Here is a 26,344-nt window from a genome sequence, read left to right as displayed (position 1 = left end):
TTACAACAAAAGGACTCAGCTAAGTGAAAGGACAAATAACACAGAAAGGGAAAATAAAGTGGCAGAGGATTAAGACGGCCTTAGTCAGCGGCATAATGGCCGTGCTTCCCTTGGGGCCAGTGCTTTCAATACTTGCTATGCCATCAGTACAGGCCGCCAACGCCGTGCAGGAGGCAAATAATGTTGCGCTGAATCAATTGGCCGATAAACTCCAATTAAATTATCAGTTAACCGCTAGTTATCTTGAAACCTGTCCCACTAAAGAAGCCCAATGCTATCGCTCTGCCATTGAGCTGACCTTGCCCACTCAGTTATCCAACGACAAGTTATCTAACGAAGAGTTAAATCACGGCGACTGGCAAATTTATTTCAGCCAATTATCGCCCGTTTATTTCGTCGATGCGGGTGACTTTAGCATTGAGCATATCAATGGCGATTTACATAAAATCACTCCTAAAGCCAGCTTTAAGGGATTCGTCGCCAATCAAGTTTATCGTATTGAGTTTTATAGCAAAGGCAGCCAAATCACCCGTTCCGAGTTTATGCCAAACTTCTTTGTCGCTATGGGCGATAAGGCGCAGGTCATAAAGAGCACTCAAACAAGGCGCGATCCAGAAACAGGCTTAACCCAGCAAGACTACCTGGCGCCTTTTAATGCTGAAAAACAATTCTTACTGGCAAAAAACGATGCAACCCCCTTTGCCGATGGCCAGTATTTAGCCGAGCAATATCAAGCCTTAGCCGCAGACAAAGCACCTGACATTAGCGGCAAACTTATCCCCACACCACTTCATAGCCAAAGCCTAAACTCGGCGCCTTTATCCCTTGCTGAAGGTTATCGACTCGCGGCTGCAACTGTCGATTTTAAGGGCCGGCAGGCGGCGTTGGATTACCTCGATTCTTTAGGCTTTTCGGCCAAGGACAAAGGCACGCCGCTGTTATTGCAACTCGATACTCAAGCTCCTAAAGTCGCCAGCACTGAAGCCCATGATAGTGAAATTAAAAACAGCGAAGCCTATCGGTTAACCATAACGGCCGAGCAAATCAGTATTCGAGCGGGCAGTGAAGCGGGACTCTTCTATGGCCTACAGAGCCTAGCTGGGCTGATCAGTTTAAGTGACGATCAACTGGTCGCCATCGATATTCAAGACCAGCCTCGCTACGCCTTTCGCGGCCTGCACATCGATTTAGCCCGTAACTTCCACTCGCTCGATTTTATCAAACGCATTATTCCACAGCTCGCCGCCTATAAAATCAATAAGCTGCATTTGCACTTAGCCGACGATGAAGGCTGGCGTTTAGCCATACCCGGCTTACCCGAACTGACCGATGTGGGCGCAAAACGCTGTTTCGATTTAACCGAACAAACCTGTTTATTGCCACAACTGGGCAGCGGCATAGCGGACGTAAACCCCGTCGATGGCTACTTAACCGTGGCGCAATACCAAGAAATATTACAACTGGCTGATGCTCACCACATCGAAGTGATCCCTTCACTGGACATGCCGGGGCATTCACGCGCCGCAATAAAATCCATGGAGGCGCGTTATCACCATTACCTCGCCAAGGGAGACAAAGCTAAGGCGGAGGAGTTTTTACTGACTGAATTTACAGATAAAACCCAATATTCGTCGATTCAGTATTACCACGACAACACACTCAATGTGTGTCTGCCGAGCACCTATCACTTTATCGATACTGTGATTGATGAAGTTAAAAAGATGCACCAAGCCGTAGGCATTCCTTTAGTGCATTACCACATAGGCGCCGATGAAACCGCGGGCGCTTGGGTAGAATCCCCCGCGTGTATCGCAATGAAAAAACAAAAAGCCGATGAGTTAGCCGGACTGCATTCGCTCAATGGTTACTTTATCGAGCGAGTTGCGAACATGTTGGCAGAGAAAGGAATTATTGCCGCTGGTTGGAATGATGGCATGGGTGAAGTGCGCCCCGAAAACATGCCCGCCCAAGTGCAATCTAACGCTTGGTCGCTGATTTCGGATAACGGCCATCAAATCGCCCATAAGCAAGCAAATCTTGGCTGGAAGGTCGTTATCTCAACGCCAGAAGCCACCTATTTCGATTTCCCCTATGCTAGCCATCCAGATGAGCGCGGCAATCATTGGGCCTCGAGGGGAATAGACAGTTTTAAGGTGTTTAGCTTTATGCCCGACAACCTGCCCGCCCATGCCGAGCGCTGGCACAATAGCTTAAATCAGCCATTTGTGTCGGACGATAGCCACAGCCAGCTCAAACCGGGGCACAGTTTTTACGGCTTACAGGGGCATCTTTGGAGCGAAATGGTGCAATCGGACGAGCAAGCAGAGTACATGCTATTTCCGCGCATGGTCGCCCTCGCCGAACGGGCATGGCATAAGGCACCATGGGAATTAGCCTATGATTATCAAGGTAAAATCTATAGCCAACAGACTCAACATTTTGCCCGCCAACTCAATGGCCAAGCCGAGCAAGTCCTCAAACAGGATTGGCAAACCTTCGCTGCAGTTTACGCCAATAAAGTGCAACCTAAGTTAGCAAAAGCGGGAGTTTTCTATCGCATAGCACCGCCTGGAATACGTGTTGAACATCAGCAGTTAGTGCTCAATAGCTTATATCCCAATGCCGAGCTGGAATACCAACTCGACTCAGGACCTTGGCTAAGCTACCGTCAAGCTTTCAAGCTTAATGATGTCAAACACATCCGCGCTAGAGTCAAAGATGGCGCGCGTTACTCTCGCCCATCGACTTGGCAAAGCTCCCTCTAATCGTTCATCGCACAATATCGGCCATCACACGTGATGGCCGACGCGTTAACGCCCAACTGATGCCGCTGATATTTGTTTTTTGGAAACGCTCACGTTATTAATCTGAGATTGCGACTTTATGCTTGAAGCTCTCTAAAAAGTTAATTAATTATTTAAAATCAAATTGATACACAGCTACCTAACAGGATTAATTTATTACACCTCTCTTAGGTTGAATGAATTTTGCCTTAGCAGTCACACACGCGATATCAGCCACATAAAGTGAGGCTTCCAATTGGTACATTCCCATACGCTGGCTCACGATTCGGCCGACAATTTTAATGGCATCTCCCACCTTTATTGGCGCAACAAAACGCACAGTCATTTCAGCTGTTAATGCTTTTATGCCCTGCATAAACAAACAATGGGTCATAGCGGCATCCACTAAGGAACTGGCAACGCCTCCATGTAGTAGGTTGTTATAGCCCTGAAGCTGGCGATTGACCTTATGATAACCCACAACCTGATCCTTACCGTCAGCAAAAAACTTACACTGCAAAGACAAAGGGTTTTGAGTCGCGTCGCCACAGACAAGGCATTGGCTGTGGCTTTGTTTACAATCTTGATAACTGTTCACGCTGCACCTATTTATTGATGGATGTAAATGGTTTTAAAATCCATCTTTAATGCTGTTCTTCACTAAAAACGTGCATTAACCATTTGATAAGTTTTATAGCCACCACTGAGGTTGCGTACCTTAAAACCATGTTGCACTAACATCCGATAAGCGACATGCCCGCGCAGACCCACTTGGCAAAATACGAGCAGTTCTTTGTCTTTAGGAAGTTCATTGAGCCTGTCTCTCAGTACTGGCAACGGAATATTAATCGCACCAGCAATGGCACCCACTGCCGTTAGCTCGCTCGGGTTGCGCACATCGATAATGACTTGTTCAGCCGTCAGATGATCTAGTTCCTGAGAATGGCAAATGGATTCATCACCTAATAAGACGTTTGCAGCCACCATGCCGGCTTGATTCACTACATCACGCGCCGAGCCAAAGGGTGGTGCATAAGTGAGTTCAAGATCGGCTAAATCATAAACTGTCATTCCTGCCCGTTGTGCTACTGCTAACACATCAATGCGTTTGTCGACGCCATCAATCCCAGCGGCTTGAGCCCCTAAAATACGGCCGTTATCAGGGCAAAACAACAGCTTTAGGGTAATGGGATGTGCTCTAGGGTAATAGCTGGCATGGCTAGCGGTGTGCACATAAATCTTTTCAAACGGAATAACTTGCCTTAGCAAACTCTTCTCGTTTAACCCCGTTGAGGCGATTGCCATATCAAACAATTTACAAATTGCAGTACCTTGGGTGGCACGATACAGCTTATTGCCGCCAAGCATATTATCTGCGGCTAATCGACCTTGACGATTGGCGGGACCTGCGAGTGGAATAAGTATTGGATTACCTGTAACAAAATCATCAGTTTCAATCGCATCGCCTACGGCATAGATGTCCGGGTCAGAAGTGCGCATACTGGCGTCAACGTAAATTCCACCGAGCTTGCCTAAGGTTAAACCGCATTCAGATGCTAAGCGGGTTTCAGGCTTAACACCTATGGCAAGGATCACTAAATCTGTAGCTAAGCTGCTGTTATCACTCAAATCTAAATGTAGATGGTAATGAGGAAACACTGGCGTATCGTAGTCATCGGTAATGTCGGATTCAGCCGGTTGAATAGGACGCTCATGAACTGCGGTCAATCCTGTTTTTAAACGTAAATCCACGCCATTATCGACTAATTTTTGATGCAGTATATTGGCCATTTCAACATCGACCGGCCCCATCACTTGGTCGGCAAGCTCTAGTAAACTCACCTCTAATCCTCGATGTCGTAGTGCTTCTGCCATCTCTAAACCAATAAAGCCACCACCGACGACAGTGGCATGCTTAGGTTTATGCAGCAAAAGGTTAGCTAACACCTTATCCATATCGGGAATATTTCGCAGGCTATGCACAAAATGACTATTAATGCCGCTAATTGGAGGTTTGATTGGCGAGGCACCTGGACTTAGCAACAACTTATCATATGACTCTTGATAGACTTCATCTGTGAGCAGATTACGTATGCTTAACTGCTTGGTTTGTCGATTAATTGCAATCACATCATTAAACACGCGCACTTCAATATTAAAACGTGATTTAAAGCTTTCAGGCGTTTGCAGCAACAAGGCCTCTCTAGACTCTATCTCACCGCCAATATGATAAGGCAAGCCACAGTTCGCAAATGAAATAAACTCGCCTCGCTCTAACATGATAATTTCAGCAGTTTCTGATACACGTCTTGCTCTTGCTGCTGCAGATGCGCCACCAGCAACACCGCCTACAATCACTATTTTAGTCATGTTCTTCTCCAATAAAATTAACGAATAATATTTCGTCTATCTACCCGATTTGCTCTCAAGCTTTTGCTTACAATCAAAACAGTGACCATAAATATTAAGGCTGTGATGATCGATACTCATACCGTGACGTTCAGCTGCTAACCATAAACGTAAGTCAATCAAAGGATCGGCAAACTCAACTAACTTGCCGCAAGTTAAGCAGATTAAATGCTCATGACGCGGTTTCCCATTGAGCTCATACATCGCATTTTCAGACTCAAAAAGCCGCCTTACCACTAAGCCGGCTTGTTCGAAATGCGCCATGATTCGGTACACAGTATTGAGGCCCATGGTCTCGCCCTGCGCATTTAACCCCTGATAGATATTTTCGATGGTTAAATGTTGCTTATCGACTTGAGTTAAAAACTTAAGCAACTTGCATCTTTGAGTGGTGACTTTAAGGCCCGAGTCTTTCAATACTGCTTGCATTACACTTACCTAGACACGTCGATACGCGTTACCAGTGTTCAATACTCAGTTGATATTGTTTGTCATCAGCGCTTTACCGTTGATTAAGCTATCAACCACCTTATACCTTGCCCCTTTAACTAAATTCGCCAAGGTTTGACGTGATACACCCATTGATTTAGCCGCTTCCTGTTGCTGCATGCCGAGTAAATCAACTAAGCGCATAGCCTCGATTTCGTCCTCGGCCAGCGGCACCTGCTCTAACTGTGTCATAGGAATGCCATTAGGCTTAAAACAGATATTGGCTCTTTGGCCACAAATAGTTCTGGGGATTTTTGGTCTGACCATGTTACACCTCGTTTATAGCATATGCCATTTATATTCGGTATAGTTCCCATATGCAACCTATATCAGTAGACGAGGAAAATGCTAAAAGCGGCCTAAGCCATGAAAGCACCGTTCGCTGTTTGCATTTGAGCTTTTCAATATCACCTAAACTCAGGCTATAATCGCCACAACTAAGGCAAATGCCGATTGACAGCGTCGTGAGTTGCTCATTTTTAAGCTATATCATTCACTCAATTTTTAAGGATTTCACTGCCGATGACAACAGCGTCTACTAGCCCCTTTGCCGTGTTAAATCAAACCACTGCGACCTCGTTCAATGAGCAGAAGAATCTGATTAAACGGGTATTTAAAGGTAAGCCAGTGCAATGTCCTAGCTGTAAACAGACATTAAAAGTGATATTGCCTGAGCAGGCAAAGGCAGAACAAGCGGCAGGAATTTACTGCGCTAAAGGCTGTACTGATATAGAACTCGATATGGAAGCCGTCGCGGGACTCTAGCAAATTAGAATCAAAACTTTTGCCTTAACACTTTCGAATTAACACTACGGCGGTATTACGGATAACACGCCGTAGCAGCATTAATTACTTCGCTATTTATTGACATTGTTCGTGCGAACTTCAACCTTTTCAAGACTCAAGACTCAAGACTCAAGACTCAAGACACTTGCCACTGCCATTCGAGCAAGGGTTCAGCACTCGCTTGCAGCCCCCGGCTCAGCGTGACGTTAAATACACTTTTAGCGGGAATCACTCCCACGCCTTTGGGGGTGCCTGTCATCACAATATCGCCTTCATCGAGACTGATAAAGGCTTGCAGTTCGGACAATATAGTCTGAGGTTTGTAGATCATTAAATCAATATGCCCCTCTTGAACCAAGTTGTCGTTGATACTCAAGGTAAAATGCAGCGGCGCCTCGGCATCATCAATCGCCACAAAGGGACTGAATAATGCAGCCCCATCGAAGGCCTTTGCCCGCTCCCAAGGCAATCCCTTGGCTTTTAACTTGCTTTGCAAATCACGTTTTGTGAGATCTAAACCGACGGCGACGCTACTGAAACGGCCATTTTGAAACATAAAACACAGCTCGGTTTCATAATGCAAGGTTTCCCCTTGATGCTCAAAATGAAGCACAGTCGAAATGGCCGAATTGGGCTTTAAAAATACCACCATATCCTCGGGAATTTCGTTACCTAATTCATGGATATGCTCAACATAGTTACGCCCAATGCAGAGAATTTTTGTCGGTACGATAAGGTTTTCACCTAACACGACTGATTTCATCTTTAATCCTTTTCAAGATAGGGTTGAAATTATTTTAAATAATAAAACCAACTAGTTAACCTAAATTAAATCTAAACGTTCAATTGAACTAATCACTGTACTTATGACGAACTCTGCTACACTTAAATCAATATTTCAACGAAAACAGCGATCTAACCATTAATAAACCCATTTTACAGGGACAGTCATAGAAGAGGTTTTCGCACTATGTTAACGCTTACCATAAAACAAAAAATCATCTTTAGTTTTAGTGCAATTGGCGCGCTGCTCATCGCTGGTAGTAGCTTTTTCTACTATTCACTCTCCCAAGTGCAAACCGCCTATCAAAATATTGAAACCTTAGCCGTACCCGTGCAAAAGCAGAGTAATAGCTTGCAACTAGTGCTATTAAAAATGTCACGCCTTGCCACCTTGGCCCATAGTCAGCAAGACACTGCCGCCTTAACCAAAAGTCAGCAAGCATTTACCGCGCTGCAGAAGAAATATCAAAGTATCGAAAATGAGTTAATTGAGCGAGTTGCAGATCAACCTAAGATGCAAACATCCCTAAACGAAGCGCAGGCAAGATACCAAGCCTATTTGCAGCAAAGCCAAGCCATGTTTAGCGCTAAACTCGCCAATGAACAAGCAAAACGGCAGTACCTGCAACTCTTTGAGCGCTTTAACCATGCCAAGACCAACGCCAGTAATGCGATGATTGATCTCGAAACTCTTTCCATCCCCGATAATCCGACTTTAATCGAAGAAATTATCGGCACAGGTACTCGCATTGACGACATGCTCTATACGCTAGCCAACACTATGGGGGAACTGATCCACACTCAAAGTTTGGATGTTATTCAATCGCACCTACAGGATGTCGGTATTTTACTGGGAAATCTCACCACTAACTTTACCTTTTTAAAACAACAAACTGATGGGCTTGATACCTTAGGCCTACTGCAAACATTCGAGCAAGAATATGCGATTATCAATACCTTACTCGCAGCGCCTGCCGAACTTTATAAAGTGCAGGAAGCCGTAGTTGAGGCACAACGACAAGCAGAGCAACATTACCTCGATGCCGATAAAGAATTTAATGCGAATAATCTCGCCTTAGATAAGTTAATCAACTTAGCCGACCGCCGATTTACCAGCCTGCAAACCATTGCCAGCGATGCCATTGAGCAAGGGCAAACCTTAGCGATAGTGCTCGCCATAATGTTTATCCTTATGGTGAGTTTTATTTCCTTCTTTACCTCCAAGGCCATGCTCAATCCATTGGCCTTAGTGAATGGCGCGCTGGCGAGCATCGCCCGTGGGGATTTATCTAAACGCATTCATAAACGCCATGACGATGAATTTGGCACCCTAATTGATAACATGAATACCTTGAGTGACGACCTTGCCAAGCTACTCACCAATATCAGCCAAAATGCCCATTCGCTGGACAGCTCTGCCACCCAAACCAATGAGCAAGGCCAGCGTATCGCCAATGCAGCAACGGCGCAAATCAGTCGAGTCGATGAAACTAAAGCCTTAGCAGAACAGATGTTTACCAGTTCTAGTTTAGTGACCGAACAGGCCAGTGAATCGGCTAAACAAATCAGCCAAGCCTCTAAATACGGTAATCAAGTGAAGCAAATTGCCGATGATAATCGCAATAAAATTGCCGAACTGAGCGCCCGTTTAAGTAGCTCAGTTGAAGTCATGTCTCGCTTGAGTATTCAAAGCGATAATATTGGCAGCATTTTAACCACCATTAGCAGCATTGCCGAACAAACCAATTTGCTGGCACTGAACGCCGCCATTGAAGCCGCCAGAGCGGGGGAACATGGACGGGGTTTTGCCGTCGTGGCCGATGAGGTGCGATCCCTTGCCTCACGCACCCAAGCTGCCACCGCCGAAATTCAAACCATGATCACGGCCCTGCAAAAAGAGACCTCCACGGCTGCGAGTGCAATTACCACAGGTCAAAATCAGGCAAACGAATGTGTCGGACAAAGCCAAACCCTGCAGGATGCTATCGCCCACATAGAAAGCACCTTACATACGCTCAATGACATGAGTCTAGAGATCACCCACGCCGCCCACGAGCAGCTAGATTACAGTCAACGTATTGAGTCGAGCATGAGCGAGGCGGCGCAAGCAGCAGATCAAAATGCCAATGAAGCCATGGACATGGCCAAACGTAGCAACGAAGTCACCACGCTTGCCCACTCACTCACCAGCTCAGTGGAACGCTTTAAACTCTAGTGAGTTTAGATTTTTAGGAATGTCGAAAATGGTATTCGTGGGATGACTAGAGACAAGAGTTAGCGCGGTAAAAATGAGCACAGAAGTCGCAAAACCATCTTAGCGACTTCTGTGGCTGTATATCCAATGCCAACAAGTCTGCGGTTAAGCATATTCCATCAAAAATTCATCGAGCTGTTCATTGGCCATTTCAATTTCGTCACCTTCAAACTGAGCAATATGGAACATGCCCTCGCCTTCGTTAGTAACGGGAATATTGCTGATCCCTATGATAATGCCGTCGGTTGGTGCACGAATCGCCACACTGTCACCACCGTGGGGGCTGACGATATGGGCAATGATATAACCCTTAGTCACCCGCTGGCCGAGCTTGAGCTTCATATTCACTAAACCATCGGATTCGCTGCGCACCCAATAACTGCGAATGGCGCTGACACTCGATCCCTTATTGCTCACCCGCCCCTTCAACATGCCTAAACTGCGCATCACATTAAGCACGCCCTTAAGGCCGGATTTTATCGACAATTCACTGAAACGTAGCGCCTCGCCCGCCTCGTACAAAATACATGGAATGCCCTGCTGATTAGCATAACCCCGCATGGAAACACTGCGCGCTTTTGAATGCATAATAAGCGGCGCACCAAAGGCATTCGCCATGGCCAGCATAGTCTCATCGCTGGTATCACAGCGAATTTGCGGCAAGTTGTCTCTGTGAATCGCGCCCGTGTGTAAATCAATAACATGGGTTGCATGGACTAATAACTGAGTGGCAAACAGGTTGGCTAACCGGCTTGCCAACGCACCTTTACTGGAGCCTGGGAAGCAACGGTTAAGATCGCGCCTATCGGGTAAATAACGGGATTGCTGAATAAAACCAAACACATTCACAATCGGCACCACAATCAAGGTGCCCGTCAAATTCTTAGGATTCACTCTGGCTAATAACCGCCGACAAATCTCGATACCATTGAGTTCATCCCCATGAATGGCGGCGCAAACCAGCAAAGTAGGGCCGGGTTTGGCCCCGTGAAACACTTCCACATGAATATCGAGTTGCGTATCGGTATACAACTTAGCGGCGGCCAGCTTGATCCCCAGTTGAGTCCCTGCTGTGACTCGTTTACCTGCTAATTCAAATGCTTCACGTCTTTTTACCATGGCAACTCCCTTGTACTATCAAATGTTGTCCCGCGCGGCTGATCCATACTAGCCAATAGCGCTCGGCTATCGCTTATCGCCAGTTGTCTAATACTAGAAACTAAAACTCACGTGAAGTTTAAACAATTTATTGCGGCTCAAATTGGTTCAGCCAAGATTTTAAAATCTGCAGCAACATAGGTCTATCTTCAACGCTCACGCCCGCTAACAATGCACTCTGACATTGAATATGCTGCGGCAATGCCTTATCAATGAGCGCCTTACCCTCAGCAGTTAACGAGACATGGACAGCGCGGCGATCTTCCTTACTGTGCGCCCGCTCAATCAGTCCCTTATTTTCGAGTCTGTCTAAACGGCTCGTCATAGCGCCAGAGCTTAGCATCATGCTCTGATAAAGCTGTGAAGGTGAGAGTGTAAACGGCTCACCCGAACGCCTTAAGGTGGCAAGCACATCGAACTCGCCCTGACCTAAGCCAAATTCGGCGTGGCATTGCAGCAGTACCACTTCAATATATTTCGTTAAACGCGCGATTCGCCCAAGCACAGCCATAGGGATCAAATCATCAGTCACCCCTTGTTGCTGCCACTGGCCGACAATGCTATCCAAACCATCTTCGCTTTCAAGGCCATCTGCTTTGGTGTTCGAAGCTGCTTGGTCTTTATCCGCAGAACTCGAGTTAGTATCCGCAGGGCTCATGTGAGTGAGTGTCGTTTTCGCTGTCATAGCTTTATCTCAACATAAAGATTCTTTATATCATTCTTTACATCTTAGTCATTTTCTCGCAGAATTAAAATATCTTTATATCAAGATACATCTGAAAGAGATTCTTTTTGAACTGTAGCGATGCTGCTTCAACTTACTGTTGTTGATAGGAAATCATCGTAAATGTGCTAAATGCCGCTACAGGTCACTCTTTCAACAAATCAAACTTAGCTTATTTTGGAGACAATCCATGCGGTCACCCCAGTCAGAGAAAGCGAATTTATTGCTTCTCGGAATCGCGTTCATTCTTATAGGTCTAAATCTGCGCCCCATTCTCGCTTCCGTCGGGCCTTTGCTGCCCAGCATACAAGAGGATATCAGCTTAAGTTTTACCCTAGCGTCTATGCTGACATTGCTGCCCGTGCTCGCCATGGGACTGGGCTGCTTTGCGGGTTTTAGTATCGCTAAACGGTTAGGTTTTAATACCGTGATGACGGGATCGTTGATCCTGCTGATCGTCGCCACGGCGATGCGTTTTTGGGCGATGGATGCCAGTTGGCTTATCTGCTCGGCATTACTGGCGGGAATCGGTATCGCCCTTATTCAAACCATCATGCCCGCCATGATCAAACTCAATTTCGGTGAACGGGTGCCCTTAATGATGGGGCTTTACGTCACCGCCATTATGGGCGGCGCCGCTTTGGCCGCCAGCAGTGCGCCTTTTATCGGGATGAACTTAGGTTGGCGCGCGGGCTTAGGCCATTGGACTTGGTTAGGTGTAGCGGCACTGGCGCTATGGCTGATGGTTAAACATAACGCCGCATTGCCGAATCAAACTGCGGAGCAAACTGTGCAGCTTAGCTTTTGGCGTTTTCGTCGCAGTTGGCTATTAGCGATATTTTTTGCTTTAGGCACAAGCTGTTATGTTTGCGTACTTGCATGGTTAGCGCCCTACGCGGTCGAGCTAGGTTATAGCCAAACGCAATCGGGATTAGTGTTAGGTTTCTTAACCAGTATGGAAGTGATCGCGGGCTTAGTGTTTCCTTGGCTTGCCAGCAAGTCAACGGACAGACGCGCTATTATTGCCCTACTGTGCTTACTGCAACTCATCGGCTTTATGGGACTCGCACTCGCCCCTCAAGTGTCGCTATTTTTATGGGCGGGACTTGCGGGATTAGGCATAGGCGGGATTTTTCCACTCGGATTAATTGTGACTATGGATCATCAACAAAATCCGATGTTAGCGGGTAAATTAACCGCCTTTGTACAAGGTGTGGGTTATACCATTGCCGCCATTTCGCCTTGGATTGCTGGATTAATTCGCGATAATTTCAATAGCTTTAACAGTGCGTGGTTATTGCTCGGTGGCATAAGTCTGATGGCGTGGATACTATCTTGGCAATTTAATCCGCAGGGTTATGCACGCCAATATCAAGTCACCCGCTGCGTATCTTAACTCTCTAATTCAAAATAAAAAAACCGCCATGTCGATTAACGAGCATGGCGGTTTTTTATGGTGTGCGGCTCGATAAATCGAGCCCACACTAGGTTCAACTTAAGACTTTTTAACGAAGCACGTCAGGATCACAATGCGAGTACCGTTAACACGGCCTTCAATGTGCTCTGGGTTGTTAGTCAAAGCAATGTTACGCACAGCTGTACCGCGCTTAGCCACAAAGCTAGTGCCTTTCACGTTTAAGTCTTTGATGATCACGACCGTATCGCCGGCGTTAATCACGGCACCATTACTGTCTAACGTCGGGGTAGTGTCGTCACCTGCGGCGGCAACTTCAGCATCGCCCCACGCTTTTACATCGTCTTCGAGGTAGAGCATATCCAGTAAATCTTGCGCCCAGCTTTCGCCATTTAAGCGCTTAAGCATACGATATGACATCACTTGAACTGCCGGTACAGGGCTCCACATGCTGTCGTTCAGACAACGCCAGTGGTTCATGTCCATGGTATCCGGTGCCGCAATTTGGCCACTGCAGGTTTCACAAATCATGATCTCATTGTCACGGCCATCGGAGGCTGGCAGATCATAAATAGAGAGTTCGATCTCGCTGCCACACAGTTCACACTTGCCGCCACAGCGACTTAGCAATTCATTTTCAGTCATTTTTCTGTTCTATATGCCTAGTAAAACGCGGATTATGCCATAAACCGGCTTTTTTCGGCAGGGGGCTGAGGCAATATAACCCTATTTTTTATAAGTTTTATAAACCGCGCCCACACTGCCTTGGTGATTAATCTTTAAAATTCATAGCCTAAACTCAAGCGAACATCGCGCCCAGCAGCTGGGATCCCATCGGAGAGAAACGGCACCACTTGCAGATTGGTGAGGTTTTTCACCATCAAACGCACGCTTAATCCCTTTAAACTGGCTTGAGGTTCATAGGCGAGGTACAGGTTCTGCAGAAAGTAATTTTCGCTCGGCGACTCGGCATTAAAGATATCACCGTGGGGAACATTGGTTTGCGCATCATACCAAGCGCCCTGCCAAGCCACTGAAATATCATCGGTAATATACATGCCTAAACGCAGACGAATATCGAGCGGTGCCATGTTGGCTAAATACTCGTCGTCATCTTGGCTGTCTCTGAGTGACCCATTGTGCTGACCTTGCAGCCATGAAACCGCCAGATCACTGAACACGTCTTGATAGCGATATTGGGCTTCAAAATCGGCACCGTAAATATGGTAACCATCAAGATTGGTGTAACCGCTTTGAATTAACTGGGTTTTATCAGACTTAGCCCCACGGCGCTGGGCGATATCATCGCGGCCTAGGTTGGCAAACAGAGTAAGCTGAGTCGACAGCGCATCATCGTTGGCAAGCAGATGCTGGTGCTGCGTCATCAAGCCTAACTTGAAAGCGTGTAAGCGTTCGACATCGATGTCGCGACTCGTACCGGTAATGCTGGCTTTGGCGTATTGCACGGCATAAATCTCATCCACCACAGGGGCTTGCAGACTATAGGCGTAATCAAAGTTTAACCGAGCGTAGTTTGTCAGTTGATAATCTATGCCTAATCTTGGTGAGAACCCCGAGTGGTGAGTCGAGCTATAATCGTGACCCGCGCTGATGTCGTTATAATCTGGCGCAATATTTGGCCGACCTATGCTGTAGATAAAGTCATATCGTAGCGAGGGAGTAACGGTTAAGTCGTTGGTGAGATGAATCGCATCGCGAACATACACGGCATAGGTGTCTTGGCGACCTTCAGGTTGATAATAAGGTGTGTACCAGCCAAAGTTTTTCTCAGGATTCTTCTCATAACTCTTGTTAAACACGAGCGAAGTACGGTCGAGACTGCGGTACTGCAATCCTGTGGTGATCTCGTGATCGCCAATCAAACTCAAGTTGTTGATATCAATATATTCACGTTTGTAATCTAGCCAAGATTCGTGGCCGAAGTTGCCTACGGAAACCGTCATTTTCTCCCACGCGATATCGGGTCTTACCCAGTGGCGCGCATTCGCCGAATGGGAGATCACCACTTGGGTATCAATCAGCGGATTGCTCGGCGAATAACGATAATTGGCAGACCAAGTGTTGTCTTCATAGGTGTTATAGGCGGTTGTGGCATACAGCGCCTGCTCGTAGGAGCCGTACTTTTTGATGTTGTAGTCTGAGATGGCAGGCATAGGGCCACGGCGATTAGCCCAAGGTTTGCGGCCCTCATCGAGATAATGGGTCACGCTCAAGGCAAGTTGGTGATCGCCCTGCTCATAATCCATCTTGCCTAGATAGTTATCTTGCTCATAGCCCGAATATTCAAACTCATCGCCATTGGCTAAAGTGACATCCCCCGCATCACGGCGTGTAAGATGCAGCAAGCCAGATAAGTGTGAATTCACTCGGCCATAAACTGTCCCCGTATAACCCATAGCGTCATTATTGCTGGCGTAGCTGGTTTTGACTCGCGCTCCAAGGGATTGATCATATTTAAGAAAATCATCGGCCGATTTAGTGACCACATACATGGCCCCACCAAAACCGCCATTACCCGAGCGCACATCATGGGCGCCTTTAATCACTTCCACTCGTTTGATGAGATCAGGATCGAGGAAAAATGAGCCATAGCGATACTGCTCAAATCCCACCGGAGCATTATCCACATAAACGTTAAAATCTTCGGTCTCGCCAAAGCCCCAGATATTAATCCGCTCACCGCCGCTGCGAGTACCGCCATCGATATGCGCCCCTGCCATATCATCAATCACTTCGGCGAAGGTCGTTGCCTGCATCTCCTCGATTTGTTCCATGGAAATAATCGCTTCACCCGGTTTAGCGACTGTGATGGCCCTACGATATTGCTGCCCATGAACCTGTAGGATTTCAATTGGCTCAACCTTAGGCTCGCCCAATACCTCAGCGGCGTACAACGGCATTGAGGGCAATATACATAATCCCATAAGCGACAGATTTCTATTCGCTTTCCACTTCTCAAACTTAGGCAGGCAACCCATTTAACGTCTTCCTATTAACAAACCAATCTAAAAATAGGGCAGCATTATAGGCACTAACGAATAAGATAAGAATAGTTCTCACTTGGCTTTACGTGTAAATAACGGTCTGGTTGAAAACAAGATAGAAACGGTACGCTGCAAAAATTTTAAGTGAAGATCTTGCCTAAGGATGGCAGTATGACTGCCATATTTGATAGCCTTTCATCCTCTATAGAGTGCACGACCTTGCAATAGTTGAATATACGGCAGTTCGCCCTGCTTGCATCTCTAGGCTGTTGGCACTCGTTTCACATGCATTAATAAGGTTCACCGATAATGGCCACGCTCACGACTAAAATGCCTATTGCGACTGGTGCAACGTTCAGCGCTGCAAGTTTGCAATTTTTAAATCAACTGGCGCAAAACAACTCCCGCGACTGGTTTAAAGCCCATCAGGCGGAATACGAAGAAACAGTGAGAACCCCAGCGCTACAGTTTATCGAGCAAATGCAGCCCAGTATCCTCGCCCTCTCGCCTAGGCTCACTGCTGTACCGAAAAAAGTCGGTGGCAGTCTTATGCGCCCCCAGCGAGACAGCCGTTTTAGCAAAGATAAAACGCCCTATAAAACCAATGTTGGTATTCAATTTCGCCATTTTCAGGGCAAAGACGTGCATGCGCCGGGACTGTACTTACACATTGCCGAGGATGGCTGTTTTATTGCCGCAGGGATTTGGCACCCAGAATCGAAAGCCTTAAATGCCATTCGCACTTGCATCGATGAGAATCCCAACGGCTATAAAAAAGCGCTACAAACCTTGCAGAGTCATGGATTTAATATGGACGGTGATAGCTTAACTCGACCACCAAAAGGGTTTGATAAAAACCACCCTATGCTGGCCGAGCTAAAACGCAAAGATTTTATCGCCATTAAAAATATTGCTTTTGAAGAACTCTGTCGCCCAGATACCGCTAACTTCTGCGCCGAGCAATTTGCCCACTGCTCTCAGTTGATGGCCTACCTGTGTTTCGCGCTGGATTTGGACTTCTAGACAATTGATTTTTAACCAATTAATTCGTAAAAATAGACCGTTAAAAAATAGATTGCTAAAAGCAACATGGCCTAGCGAAAAACCTAGGCCATTCAAACTACAACTTGCACCTTAAATGGCTTAATTTGCACTTAAACTTTTGTATTTAAAGTGCCCAAGTAACTCTGTAAAACTGCAAAGGCATTGTCTAGCAGCTCATATTCACCCGCTTTACCTAACACCCTAATTCCTTGTAATTGCAATACTAAAAATGCAGCAACCTGATGTGGTTGTACATGGGGGAGTAACTCGCCTCGTGCTTGGCAATCCCGTAACACTTGGGTAAATGAAGCCTGTAATCGGCAAAATAATCGCTGACATTCCTGCAGCACACTCTCATCGTCAAGGCTCTTTTCAAGCACGGCATTTTGCATAAAACAGCCGTATTTTTGTTCCCTCTGCAGGGCAACAAAGCGCGCTAGATAAGCTTCTATTTCGACCAAGCCCGCTTTTTCATGCAACAGTGTATCTGAGGCGCCAAAGGAGTAGTTATCGAGGTAAAAACGGAGGCTCTCGCGGTAAAGATTCTGCTTATCCCCGAAACTGTTATAAAGACTAAATCGATTAATACCTAAATGGCCGACAAGATCGGAAATCGAGGTTTCGGCAAAGCCCTTTTGCCAAAAAAGCTCCATCGCCAATATGAGTTTTTCCTGCCGATCAAAATTACAACTTCGTGCCATAAGCCTGTGACCTAATCTCTTGAATACGCGCTAACGACCAGCTTTAGCACTCCTCATTCACCGCATTTCTGTTTACTAAACAAAGTTGAGGAGTAAATCATTCTTGACTGATCGTTTAGATATGGCGTAAATTCTATCCTAACCGATCGTTCCGTTAAAGTCTTATATGCTTAAATCGAGCATAAAGCATTGATAAAAACTACAGGACATTAAATGAAACTCTATGAACTAGCCCCTACGCCTAGCGCGCGCCGTGTCAGTATTTTCCTAGCGGAAAAAGGTATTGATATCCCGAGGGTGAACGTCGATATCCGCGGCGGTGAAAATTTAAGTGCCGAGTTTAAAAGCAAAAGTTTAAATGGCCGCATTCCACTGCTCGAACTCGATGATGGCAGCTACCTATGTGAATCCATCGCCATTTGCCGTTATTTAGAAGAAATCCACCCAAGTGTTAATTCGCTATTTGGTAATACGCCACTTGAGCGCGCCAAAATAGAAATGTGGCAACGTATCATAGAGTTACAAGGCTTAATGGTCGGCTTTCAAGCCTTTCGTAATTTAAGCGGTGTCTATAAAGACAGGGAAAATTGTGTCGAATCTTGGGGTGCTGAATCACGCCAAAGGGTCATTGACTTCCTACCGACATTAGACCAACAATTGAGCACATCACCCTTTGTGGCAGGCGATGAATTCAGCATCGCCGATATTTCGGCTTACGTTTTTATCAGCTTTATTAAGAATTTAGATATTGAAGTCACTGACAGCTTGCCGCATCTTAAGGCTTGGTTCATCACTACGGCGCAGCGTCCTGCCATAGTATCGTTAACCCCTACAAAATAGCGGCACGAATGCCTGAATAGGCCCTAAAGTGAGTAGCTATAAGCGTTATAACCTAAAGGAATCATCATGATAGATTTATACACAGCCGCGACCCCTAACGGTTTTAAAATCTCCATCGCACTGGAAGAAATGGGGCTAGAGTATCGCGTCCACAAGCTAGATTTCAGCACCAACGAGCAAAAACAGCCTGAGTTTATTGCCATTAATCCAAATGGCCGAATTCCCGCCATTATCGACCGCGACAACGAAGATTTTATGGTATTCGAATCCGGTGCAATTCTGCTGTATCTCGCCGAGAAAACAGGCAAATTCCTGCCAGCCGATCCTAAAAAGCGCTCACAGGTGATCCAATGGTTAATGTTCCAAATGAGCGGCGTCGGACCCATGATGGGACAGGCAAACGTATTCTTCCGATACTTCCCAGAAAAAATCCCCGCAGCCATTGACCGTTATCAAAAAGAAGGTCGACGTTTATTTGAAGTAATGAATACTCAACTCGCCACAAATCAATACCTTGCAGGTGACGAATACACGATTGCCGACATTGCCACTTGGCCTTGGGTACGTATCCACGAGTGGAGCGGCATCAATATGGAAGGTTTGACCCATTTGCAAAGTTGGTTAAATGAGTTAGCGCTCAGACCTGCGTGCCAAAAAGGCATAATCACGCCGCCACCGGTGGAAATGAGTGATGAAGAACGAGCTAAACAAATCCAAAAGATGGTGACGAAATAGTCATCTGCTAAACGGTCATTGCGCGAATAGCCTGCAAATAACCGTTAGGTACTGAATGCACCATGAGTCTCAGTGACTCAACCAAAAAAGCCCCATTAGCAGTTGCTAATTCGGGGCTTTTTTACTGCCTGTTATCGGGCAAAACTGCTACACTCTGCGCCACTTATTTTTCTCCTCTGTTACGGCTATGTCCCTTACATAAGGCGCCGTAACAGAAGCATGATCTAGGCTAAATTTATGGGTAATCCAAGCAGCTTCTCTTCCGGTATGGCATCCAACTCAGTCACATCATCGGCGTTAAATGTTCAGGCAAGCACTCCAGCGCAAAAACGCGCGCTCAGTTACGCCAGTACAATTAAGCTATTATTTGATGAAATTCAAAGCAGTAAAATGCCCGCCGATCGTATTCTGGCAAATTACTTTAGAGAACATAAAAAACACGGCTCGAAGGATCGTAAAGTCATTCGTGAATCCTTGTTTAGTCTGTTTCGCTGGTGGGGTTGGTTTCAGCGATTAGGCGATCAGCAAGAATCTGCCGTTTATTTTGCCAGCCTAAGCGCCAGTGCCCTATTGGAAGCCCATGCTTGGCAAGATATCGCCAACGCTTGGCATGACTTATCACAATCGCCCATCGATTATCAGCAAGCTCAAGCACTTGCCGTTGAAAGTCTCGACGACAAACTGGCACTGATACAGCATTTATTTCCCGCGACTGAGTTTAAGGCACAGGATTTATTACCCGACTGGTTCTGGCAAGTGTGCCCTGTTGATGCTGCGCAGCAAACGCAATTAATTGCAGCTATGTCTAGTCGCCCGCCAATTTGGGGACGCGCGCAAGGGATCACGAGTCAAGATGCAGCGACACAACTGCAAGCGCTCGGTATAGAAGCGAGTTATGGTCATTACTTTAGCGATGCCATCAATCTTGGCAGTAAGAGTATGAATCTTAATGAAATAGCCCTGTATAAAGACGGTAACATCGAGATCCAAGATTTGGCTTCACAGGTCATAGGGCAAATTTGCGCGCCAGAACCCGATGCCCATTGGTGGGATGCTTGTAGTGGTGCTGGCGGAAAAACCCTGCAACTGCGCTCTTTGATGTTAGCTAAAGCTGCTGATAACCAAACGTCATCTGCGGGCAGCATCATATCGTCCGATATTCGCTCCAATGCCCTAGAAGAACTCACTAAGCGCGCCCAAAGAGCCCACTTTAATGGCATTAGTGTGGCCCGTTGGAAGAGTGATGCCCTCCCCGTGCCTGCGGATCATTTTGACGGTGTGTTAGTCGATGCCCCGTGCAGTTGTACTGGCACTTGGCGACGTAATCCTGATATGCGTTGGTTGGATGGTGTTGAAGCCGTGGCCGATAAAGCCGCGTTACAGCTCGATATTTTAAGCCGCAGTAGCCGCGCAGTTAAGGCCGGTGGCATCCTCGTTTACGCCACTTGCTCCTTGTCGCCCATCGAGAACCAAGACGTGGTAACGGCGTTTTTACAGCAACATCCAGAGTTCACGCTCACGCCGATACGCCATCCTTTTAGCGGTGAACAAACAGAAATGTTGACCGTGTGGCCCTTTGAGGCCAACAGTGATGGCATGTTCGTCGCACGTATGCTCCGCAGCAAGTAACACTAACTCATTATTTTGTATCAAAACTTGGCGCCCTCCGTTCTGGGCGCCAAGTTCAATCGTATACTGTGTCTTACGATTAAAATCAGATTTACTCTTTTATTATCATCAAGATAAACCACATCCTTCCAGTTAAAATCTCAGATACGTCCACTTCAGTGGCAAGATATGGCGCTTGGGCAAAACTTTTCACCATCAATGATGAAATATTTCGCTTTAGCTTCATCTCACCTTTGGGTAAAAAGATCGGGTGCTGCGAATGGCACAGGTATTTTTGGAATTTTGACCATGTCACACTCCTATGAATTTGACGACGATGATGCGCCATGGGGCGATAACGTCAAAGGTAAGCAAAAGAATAAACGCGTGAAACAGCGCCGCAGGGATACTAAGCGACGTTACTCGGACGATAATACAGAGGTGGATTTCTACCAAAATAAATCGAAGTAACTGAACCTAAGTCCCCTAGCCCCACGGGTTTGTTTAACGAATTCGTTCTGTGCTGAACCTGCCAAATCTGAGCAAGTTGGATAACATCCAACTTGCTACTCAATCCTGTTACCCCCTCTCAAATTCTTAATAAATCAATTGTAAAATCAATGGGCTTAATAGCTTATTTGCCCTATGCTTTTTGGGTTATAGCTTTCAAATCATTGGACTTACACTGAAATTTAAGGATGAACGCCATGGAAAAACAGCGCCCCGACTTTATTTATCCCAAAGGCAGTATGTTGATGCACTCCCCCTTAGTGTTAAATAAAGCCGATATGTACGGTTTTTTTCTGAAGGGGAAACAGGCAAATCTCCAACGCTCTATCGATAAGACCTTGAATCAAGTTGCCGGTAGTGCAATGTATTTTAAAGTGTTATCGCCCTACGTACTGACAACCTTCACTCAAATTGAAAAAGCCTACTCCGCGTATCCAGAAGACAGAGCCAAAGGTTGGATCCAAGAAACGGACATCATCACTTGGGTCATGGTCGGGCGCCAAGATAGCAGCGACAGCACACAAATCAGCCAAGTCTATTTTCAGCCGCTCCACATTTGGGTGAACGATGCCATGGCCTTAATTAATGGCCGCGAACTCTTTGGTTATCCTAAATATTTATGTGAATACACTATGCCAGCTGTGGGTGAGCCTCTGACGCGATTATCCCTTGCTGCCAAAAGTTTTTTACATTTTTCGCCAGAAACTGAACTCGCCCTGCATCCATTGATTGAAGTGAATTGCGATGCCAAACCCGAGGCGCAGCTTTCCACCCTTGAAGCGATAACCCAAACCTGGCAACTCTTTAAAGAACAAACCGATTTCATCCCAGACCTCGACCAGCTCGGCGAAGAGCAGCTGTTTCATCTGTTATTTAAACCCGCCATCGATCAAGTATTTCTAAAGCAGTTCCCCGACTCATCAGGGCAAAAAGCCGTTTATCAGGCCATCGTCGCCGCACCTGCCCAAGTGAATAAAGTACACAGTGTTGCCCTGCTCAAAAATGATTTTGTCGCGACCATTTTTGATAATGCCAGCTTCCCGTTACAGGACACGCTCGGGGTCGAGATTGGCGAGCAACATGTCTTACTGCCTTACCATGTGAACTTTGATTTTGAAGTGCCACCCGGTGAAGTTTTAGTCGATAACTCCGAAATCAAAAAACAGAAAATCGCCATTCTCGGTGGCGGTGTCGCGGCGATGACCGCAGCCTGTTATCTGACCGACAAACCCGGCTGGCAGAATCAATATGAGATTGATGTCTATCAACTCGGCTGGCGTATCGGTGGCAAAGGGGCAAGCGGCCGCAATGCTGCAATGGGACAACGTATTGAAGAACATGGATTACATATTTGGTTTGGTTTCTATCAAAACGCGTTTGCCCTAATGCGTAAAGCGTATGAAGAATTAGATAGGTCAGAAGGAGCGCCGCTCGCGACCTTTTTTGATGCCTTTAAACCCCATAACTTCATCGTATTACAGGAAGAAGTCGAAGGCCGCTCGGTAAGCTGGCCAATCACTTTCCCTACACTACCGGGCATCCCTGGTGATGGCACCGAAACCCTCACCTTCTGGAAAGTCGTTAAAGTCGCCTTTGCGTGGATAAAGGAATGGCTCAAGGACATGGATGACTTGCTTGATGCCGATGAAAAAGCCATGGGAACACCTAAAAACTGGCTCGATAGCAGCTGGTTTGAACGCTTAAAAGATAAGTTAGAAGATTCAGTCGAAGATGCCAAAGAATCACTCGACGCGCTCGGCGATAAGCTCGAATGCCATTTCAATCAAATGATTGGCCGCGAGTGCGATGAGCACGTCCACAGTGAAAGTGACGATGGCTTTGTCGAATCGGCCGTCGATGCCCTGCATAAACGACTCGTCAAACGCTTTAGCGGCCATTTAGATAACAATGACGAACTGCGCCACTTGTACATCGCCGCCGATCTGGGGCTTACGATACTCAAGGGCATGTTTGCCGATGATGTGTTTGAAAAAGGCTTCGATGCCATTAATGGTTATGATTACCGCGAATGGCTAACCAAACACGGTGCCAGTCTTAAGTACACAGTCGACAGCGCACCCGTGCGTGGTTTTTACGACTTAGTCTTCGCCTATGAAAAAGGCAACTTCGACAAACCCAATGTCGAGGCGGGGACAATTATCCGCTCTATGCTTCGTATCGCCCTGTGCTATCAAGGTGGTGTAATGTGGAAAATGCAGGCCGGCATGGGCGATGTGGTCTTTACGCCTTTCTACGAAGTGCTCAAACGCCGAGGTGTCAACTTCCACTACTTCAATCGCGTCGATAACCTCGAATGCCGCAATCAAAGCGTTCAAGCGATTGAAATCACCGAGCAAGTTGCCTTGGCACCGACAGTCACAAGCTACGATCCCTTGGTCGATGTGAAAGGTCTCGCCTGCTGGCCGAGCACGCCCAATTATGAGCAACTTGAGCCTGAACAAGCTGCGCTGCTTAAAGCCCATAATATCAATCTGGAACACTTCTGGAGCGATTGGGACAGCGTATATGAAACGCACTTTGGCAAAGCCCTGCCGAAAAAGCGCTTAGTCAAAGGTGTGGATTTCGACAAAGTCATCTTCGGTCTTTCCATCGGTTCTGTGCCCCATGTGGCGAGTGAAGTGATGGCACAAAGCCCAGCCCTCACACTTTGCGTTGATAAGGTGCAAACCGTTGCCACTCAAGCCTATCAACTGTGGATGAACCAAGATCTTAATGGAATAGGCTGGCCGAATTACTCTGAAGATGGCGAGGAGCCAGTATTATCGGGCTTCACCGAACCCTACGATACTTGGGCATCGATGAACCAACTGCTAGACAAAGAAGATTGGCGCGGCTTAGAACCTAAAAATGCCAGCTACTTTTGCTCGGCATTGCCTGTCGAAGCCTATCCACCAAGCTCGGATGTGGATTTTCAACAACGGAAAACCTTAGAAGCTAAAGCCGGTGCTATCCACCAGCTCAATACCGAAATCCATAAACTTTGGCAAAATGTCGGTGATAGCTTCCCTTGGGAATGGCTTCACGATGAACAAGACCGTCAAGGCGTTGCCCGTTTCGATAGCCAATATTGGCGCGCAAATGTGGACCCATCCGAACGTTATGTGTTGTCGGTTAAGGACAGTTCGCAGTATCGCATCACAACAGATGGAACAGGGATAGATAACTTGTATATGACGGGCGATTGGATAAAGACAGGCCTCAATGTGGGCTGCGTCGAAGCCGCGACGATGGCGGGTATGCACACCTCAAAAGCCATATCGGGTCATCCCGCGTTGATAAAGGGCGAGAAAGACTTCTAGTTCATGTTTATTCGATACAAAGCTAACCCCAACAAAACAACCGAAACAGATCGTTGCCTAAAATATTCAAGATATTAAAGCTAGGTGTGTTTCATGCTTAATCTGAAGCAATATTTAACCTAAAAACAGAGTATTAAAATCCACTCTGCAGAGGAAATTGATATTGGTGGAGACCCCGATTAAATAGCTTTAAAACACAAAAGGAACCCTAAGGTTCCTTTTGTTTCAAATGTGTCTAGTAAAAAACACTATTTGGTTTTTCTGTCTTTTATATGGCTTTGTGCGCGCTTGCGGCGACGCTCTTGGCTCATAGTCAACTTCTCAGTCTTGTTTTCAAATGGGTTATCACCCTCTTGGAAACGTAGCTGGATTGGCGTACCCACCACTTTCAATGAACGACGGAAGTAGTTCATCATGTAGCGCTTATACGAGTCTGGCAGTCTACTCACTTGGTTACCGTGAATGACCACGATTGGCGGATTATAACCACCGGCGTGAGCGTATTTAAGCTTCACTCGGCGACCATTCACTAATGGCGGCTGGTGATCGTCCTGCGACATTTGCATGATACGTGTCAGCATAGAAGTACTGACGCGGCGCGTAGCACTGTCGTACGCTTCTTCAATCGATTCAAATAAATGGCCAACACCTGTACCGTGCAGCGCCGAAATAAAGTGAATACGGGCAAAGTCGATAAAGCCAAGACGACGGTCAAGCTCGCTCTTAACGCGATCTTTAATACCTTGGTCGATACCATCCCACTTGTTGACGGCAATAACTAAAGCGCGACCCGCATTGAGTGCGAAACCTAACAGACCCAAATCTTGCTCGGCGATACCTTCACGGGCATCGATGATAAGCAACACCACGTTAGCATCTTCAACCGCTTTCAAGGTTTTGATCACTGAGAATTTCTCAATGACTTGATGTACTTTACTGCGGCGACGAACACCCGCGGTATCGATAATCACATACTCGCGACCTTCACGTTCCATTGGAATGTAAATACTGTCACGGGTCGTGCCGGGTTCATCAAATACCACAACGCGCTCTTCACCTAGAATACGATTAGTCAGGGTTGACTTACCGACGTTAGGTTTACCGATGATCGCCAGCTTAATAGGCAAATCTTGCAGGCGCTTTTGCTCAGCTTCCGCTTCTTCTTCGGTATATTCACGCTCTTCAGTAACTTCGTCTTCGCCTTGACGCACTATGCCCATAGCTTCGGCATAAGGTGTCAATGCGTATTCGATCATGTTGGTCACGCCGCGTCCTTGAGACGCCGCCATTTGGTAAACTTCACCTAGACCTAAAGACCAAAACTCAGCACAGGCCGAATCGGCATCGATACCGTCAACTTTGTTTGCAACCACGAAAGTGGTTTTTTCACGGCTACGTAAGTGCTGTGCAATCGACAGATCCGCAGCAGTTAAACCGGCGCGCGCATCAGTCATAAATAGAACAACATCGGCTTCTTCAATGGCGGCAAGGGATTGCTCAGCCATTTTCGTCTCGATCCCTTCTTCAGTGCCATCGATACCGCCGGTATCGACCACAATGAACTCATAGCCGGATAAGAATGCTCGACCATATTTACGGTCACGTGTTAGGCCAGGAAAGTCAGCAACCAGCGCATCACGCGTGCGCGTAAGGCGATTAAATAGGGTGGATTTACCGACGTTCGGCCGACCAACAAGGGCCACTACAGGGATCATGATTTTGCCTCTAAAAAACTTTTCAATAAAAAGCCCCCGGAACACACTTCCAGGGGCTCTACAAGG

21 protein-coding genes are annotated in these 26,344 nt (G+C 46.7%); 10 read left to right on the top strand and 11 right to left on the bottom strand.

Going from position 1 to position 26,344, the window contains the following annotated elements; genetic code table 11:
• Positions 1 to 23 precede the first annotated feature (23 nt).
• Positions 24 to 2,765, top strand: a complete 2,742-nt coding sequence (locus FW758_RS01015) for a family 20 glycosylhydrolase (protein ID WP_446444389.1) — start codon at positions 24 to 26, stop codon at positions 2,763 to 2,765.
• A gap of 187 nt (positions 2,766 to 2,952) precedes the next feature.
• On the opposite strand, the gene FW758_RS01010 is transcribed toward FW758_RS01015, so the two are convergent.
• The 4 genes from FW758_RS01010 to FW758_RS00995 form a co-directional block, all read right to left on the bottom strand.
• A complete protein-coding gene (locus FW758_RS01010) occupies positions 2,953 to 3,381 on the bottom strand; it encodes a PaaI family thioesterase (protein ID WP_259521016.1) in 429 nt (142 codons plus the stop codon).
• 62 nt (positions 3,382 to 3,443) lie between these two features.
• Complete coding sequence (locus tag FW758_RS01005) at positions 3,444 to 5,153, bottom strand: FAD-dependent oxidoreductase (protein ID WP_259482119.1); 1,710 nt, start codon at positions 5,151 to 5,153, stop codon at positions 3,444 to 3,446.
• 36 nt (positions 5,154 to 5,189) lie between these two features.
• Positions 5,190 to 5,621: a transcriptional repressor gene (locus FW758_RS01000; protein ID WP_006085188.1), complete on the bottom strand. Its 432-nt coding sequence runs from the start codon at positions 5,619 to 5,621 to the stop codon at positions 5,190 to 5,192.
• Between the two features lie 45 nt (positions 5,622 to 5,666).
• Positions 5,667 to 5,948, bottom strand: a complete 282-nt coding sequence (locus FW758_RS00995; RefSeq protein WP_006085187.1) for a DUF134 domain-containing protein — start codon at positions 5,946 to 5,948, stop codon at positions 5,667 to 5,669.
• 255 nt (positions 5,949 to 6,203) lie between these two features.
• Here FW758_RS00995 and FW758_RS00990 point away from each other — a divergent pair, with 255 nt between their 5' ends.
• A complete protein-coding gene (locus FW758_RS00990; protein ID WP_006080930.1) occupies positions 6,204 to 6,446 on the top strand; it encodes a hypothetical protein in 243 nt (80 codons plus the stop codon).
• Positions 6,447 to 6,603: 157 nt separating this feature from the next.
• On the opposite strand, the gene FW758_RS00985 is transcribed toward FW758_RS00990, so the two are convergent.
• Positions 6,604 to 7,230, bottom strand: a complete 627-nt coding sequence (locus FW758_RS00985; RefSeq protein WP_446444388.1) for a fumarylacetoacetate hydrolase family protein — start codon at positions 7,228 to 7,230, stop codon at positions 6,604 to 6,606.
• A 207-nt stretch (positions 7,231 to 7,437) separates the two neighbouring features.
• On the opposite strand from FW758_RS00985, the gene FW758_RS00980 reads away from it, so the two are divergent.
• Complete coding sequence (locus tag FW758_RS00980; RefSeq protein WP_446444387.1) at positions 7,438 to 9,465, top strand: methyl-accepting chemotaxis protein; 2,028 nt, start codon at positions 7,438 to 7,440, stop codon at positions 9,463 to 9,465.
• Between the two features lie 144 nt (positions 9,466 to 9,609).
• On the opposite strand, the gene FW758_RS00975 is transcribed toward FW758_RS00980, so the two are convergent.
• Positions 9,610 to 10,623 carry a succinylglutamate desuccinylase/aspartoacylase family protein gene (locus FW758_RS00975; RefSeq protein WP_006080925.1) on the bottom strand — a complete coding sequence of 338 codons (1,014 nt, stop codon included), beginning with the start codon at positions 10,621 to 10,623 and terminating at the stop codon, positions 9,610 to 9,612.
• A 127-nt stretch (positions 10,624 to 10,750) separates the two neighbouring features.
• Entirely contained in the window at positions 10,751 to 11,347 is a 597-nt protein-coding gene (locus FW758_RS00970) for a MarR family winged helix-turn-helix transcriptional regulator (protein WP_446444386.1), read from the bottom strand.
• A gap of 229 nt (positions 11,348 to 11,576) precedes the next feature.
• On the opposite strand from FW758_RS00970, the gene FW758_RS00965 reads away from it, so the two are divergent.
• A complete protein-coding gene (locus tag FW758_RS00965; RefSeq protein WP_446444385.1) occupies positions 11,577 to 12,782 on the top strand; it encodes an MFS transporter in 1,206 nt (401 codons plus the stop codon).
• 99 nt (positions 12,783 to 12,881) lie between these two features.
• Here FW758_RS00965 and FW758_RS00960 read toward each other — a convergent pair whose 3' ends face one another.
• Entirely contained in the window at positions 12,882 to 13,445 is a 564-nt protein-coding gene (locus FW758_RS00960) for a PhnA domain-containing protein (RefSeq protein WP_006080922.1), read from the bottom strand.
• Between the two features lie 134 nt (positions 13,446 to 13,579).
• Complete coding sequence (locus FW758_RS00955) at positions 13,580 to 15,799, bottom strand: TonB-dependent receptor domain-containing protein (protein ID WP_446444384.1); 2,220 nt, start codon at positions 15,797 to 15,799, stop codon at positions 13,580 to 13,582.
• Between the two features lie 315 nt (positions 15,800 to 16,114).
• Between FW758_RS00955 and FW758_RS00950 the strand changes: the two genes are divergently transcribed.
• A complete protein-coding gene (locus FW758_RS00950) occupies positions 16,115 to 16,828 on the top strand; it encodes a DUF2461 domain-containing protein (RefSeq protein WP_446444383.1) in 714 nt (237 codons plus the stop codon).
• A gap of 131 nt (positions 16,829 to 16,959) precedes the next feature.
• Here FW758_RS00950 and FW758_RS00945 read toward each other — a convergent pair whose 3' ends face one another.
• Positions 16,960 to 17,550 carry a TetR/AcrR family transcriptional regulator gene (locus FW758_RS00945; protein WP_446444382.1) on the bottom strand — a complete coding sequence of 197 codons (591 nt, stop codon included), beginning with the start codon at positions 17,548 to 17,550 and terminating at the stop codon, positions 16,960 to 16,962.
• Positions 17,551 to 17,763: 213 nt separating this feature from the next.
• On the opposite strand from FW758_RS00945, the gene FW758_RS00940 reads away from it, so the two are divergent.
• From FW758_RS00940 to FW758_RS00920, 5 genes are all read left to right on the top strand, one after another.
• Positions 17,764 to 18,390 (top strand): glutathione S-transferase, encoded by a 627-nt coding sequence (locus FW758_RS00940; RefSeq protein ID WP_220775819.1) that lies wholly within the window; start codon positions 17,764 to 17,766, stop codon positions 18,388 to 18,390.
• 66 nt (positions 18,391 to 18,456) lie between these two features.
• Positions 18,457 to 19,125 carry a glutathione S-transferase family protein gene (locus tag FW758_RS00935; protein ID WP_446444381.1) on the top strand — a complete coding sequence of 223 codons (669 nt, stop codon included), beginning with the start codon at positions 18,457 to 18,459 and terminating at the stop codon, positions 19,123 to 19,125.
• A 237-nt stretch (positions 19,126 to 19,362) separates the two neighbouring features.
• The gene (locus FW758_RS00930; protein WP_446444380.1) at positions 19,363 to 20,754 is read left to right on the top strand and encodes an RsmB/NOP family class I SAM-dependent RNA methyltransferase; all 1,392 of its coding nucleotides are present in this window, start codon (positions 19,363 to 19,365) and stop codon (positions 20,752 to 20,754) included.
• Between the two features lie 288 nt (positions 20,755 to 21,042).
• The gene (locus FW758_RS00925) at positions 21,043 to 21,204 is read left to right on the top strand and encodes a hypothetical protein (protein WP_006080915.1); all 162 of its coding nucleotides are present in this window, start codon (positions 21,043 to 21,045) and stop codon (positions 21,202 to 21,204) included.
• 236 nt (positions 21,205 to 21,440) lie between these two features.
• On the top strand, positions 21,441 to 24,563 hold the full coding sequence (locus FW758_RS00920; protein WP_446444379.1) for an NAD(P)-binding protein: 3,123 nt from the start codon (positions 21,441 to 21,443) through the stop codon (positions 24,561 to 24,563).
• Between the two features lie 248 nt (positions 24,564 to 24,811).
• On the opposite strand, the gene der is transcribed toward FW758_RS00920, so the two are convergent.
• Positions 24,812 to 26,278 carry a ribosome biogenesis GTPase Der gene (der, locus tag FW758_RS00915; RefSeq protein ID WP_006082478.1) on the bottom strand — a complete coding sequence of 489 codons (1,467 nt, stop codon included), beginning with the start codon at positions 26,276 to 26,278 and terminating at the stop codon, positions 24,812 to 24,814.
• Between the last annotated feature and the right edge of the window lie 66 nt (positions 26,279 to 26,344).

This window comes from Shewanella sp. 1180_01, from assembly GCF_052850535.1.
Note: the sequence above shows the minus strand (reverse complement) of the source record. Positions and strands in the feature narration are given on the sequence as shown.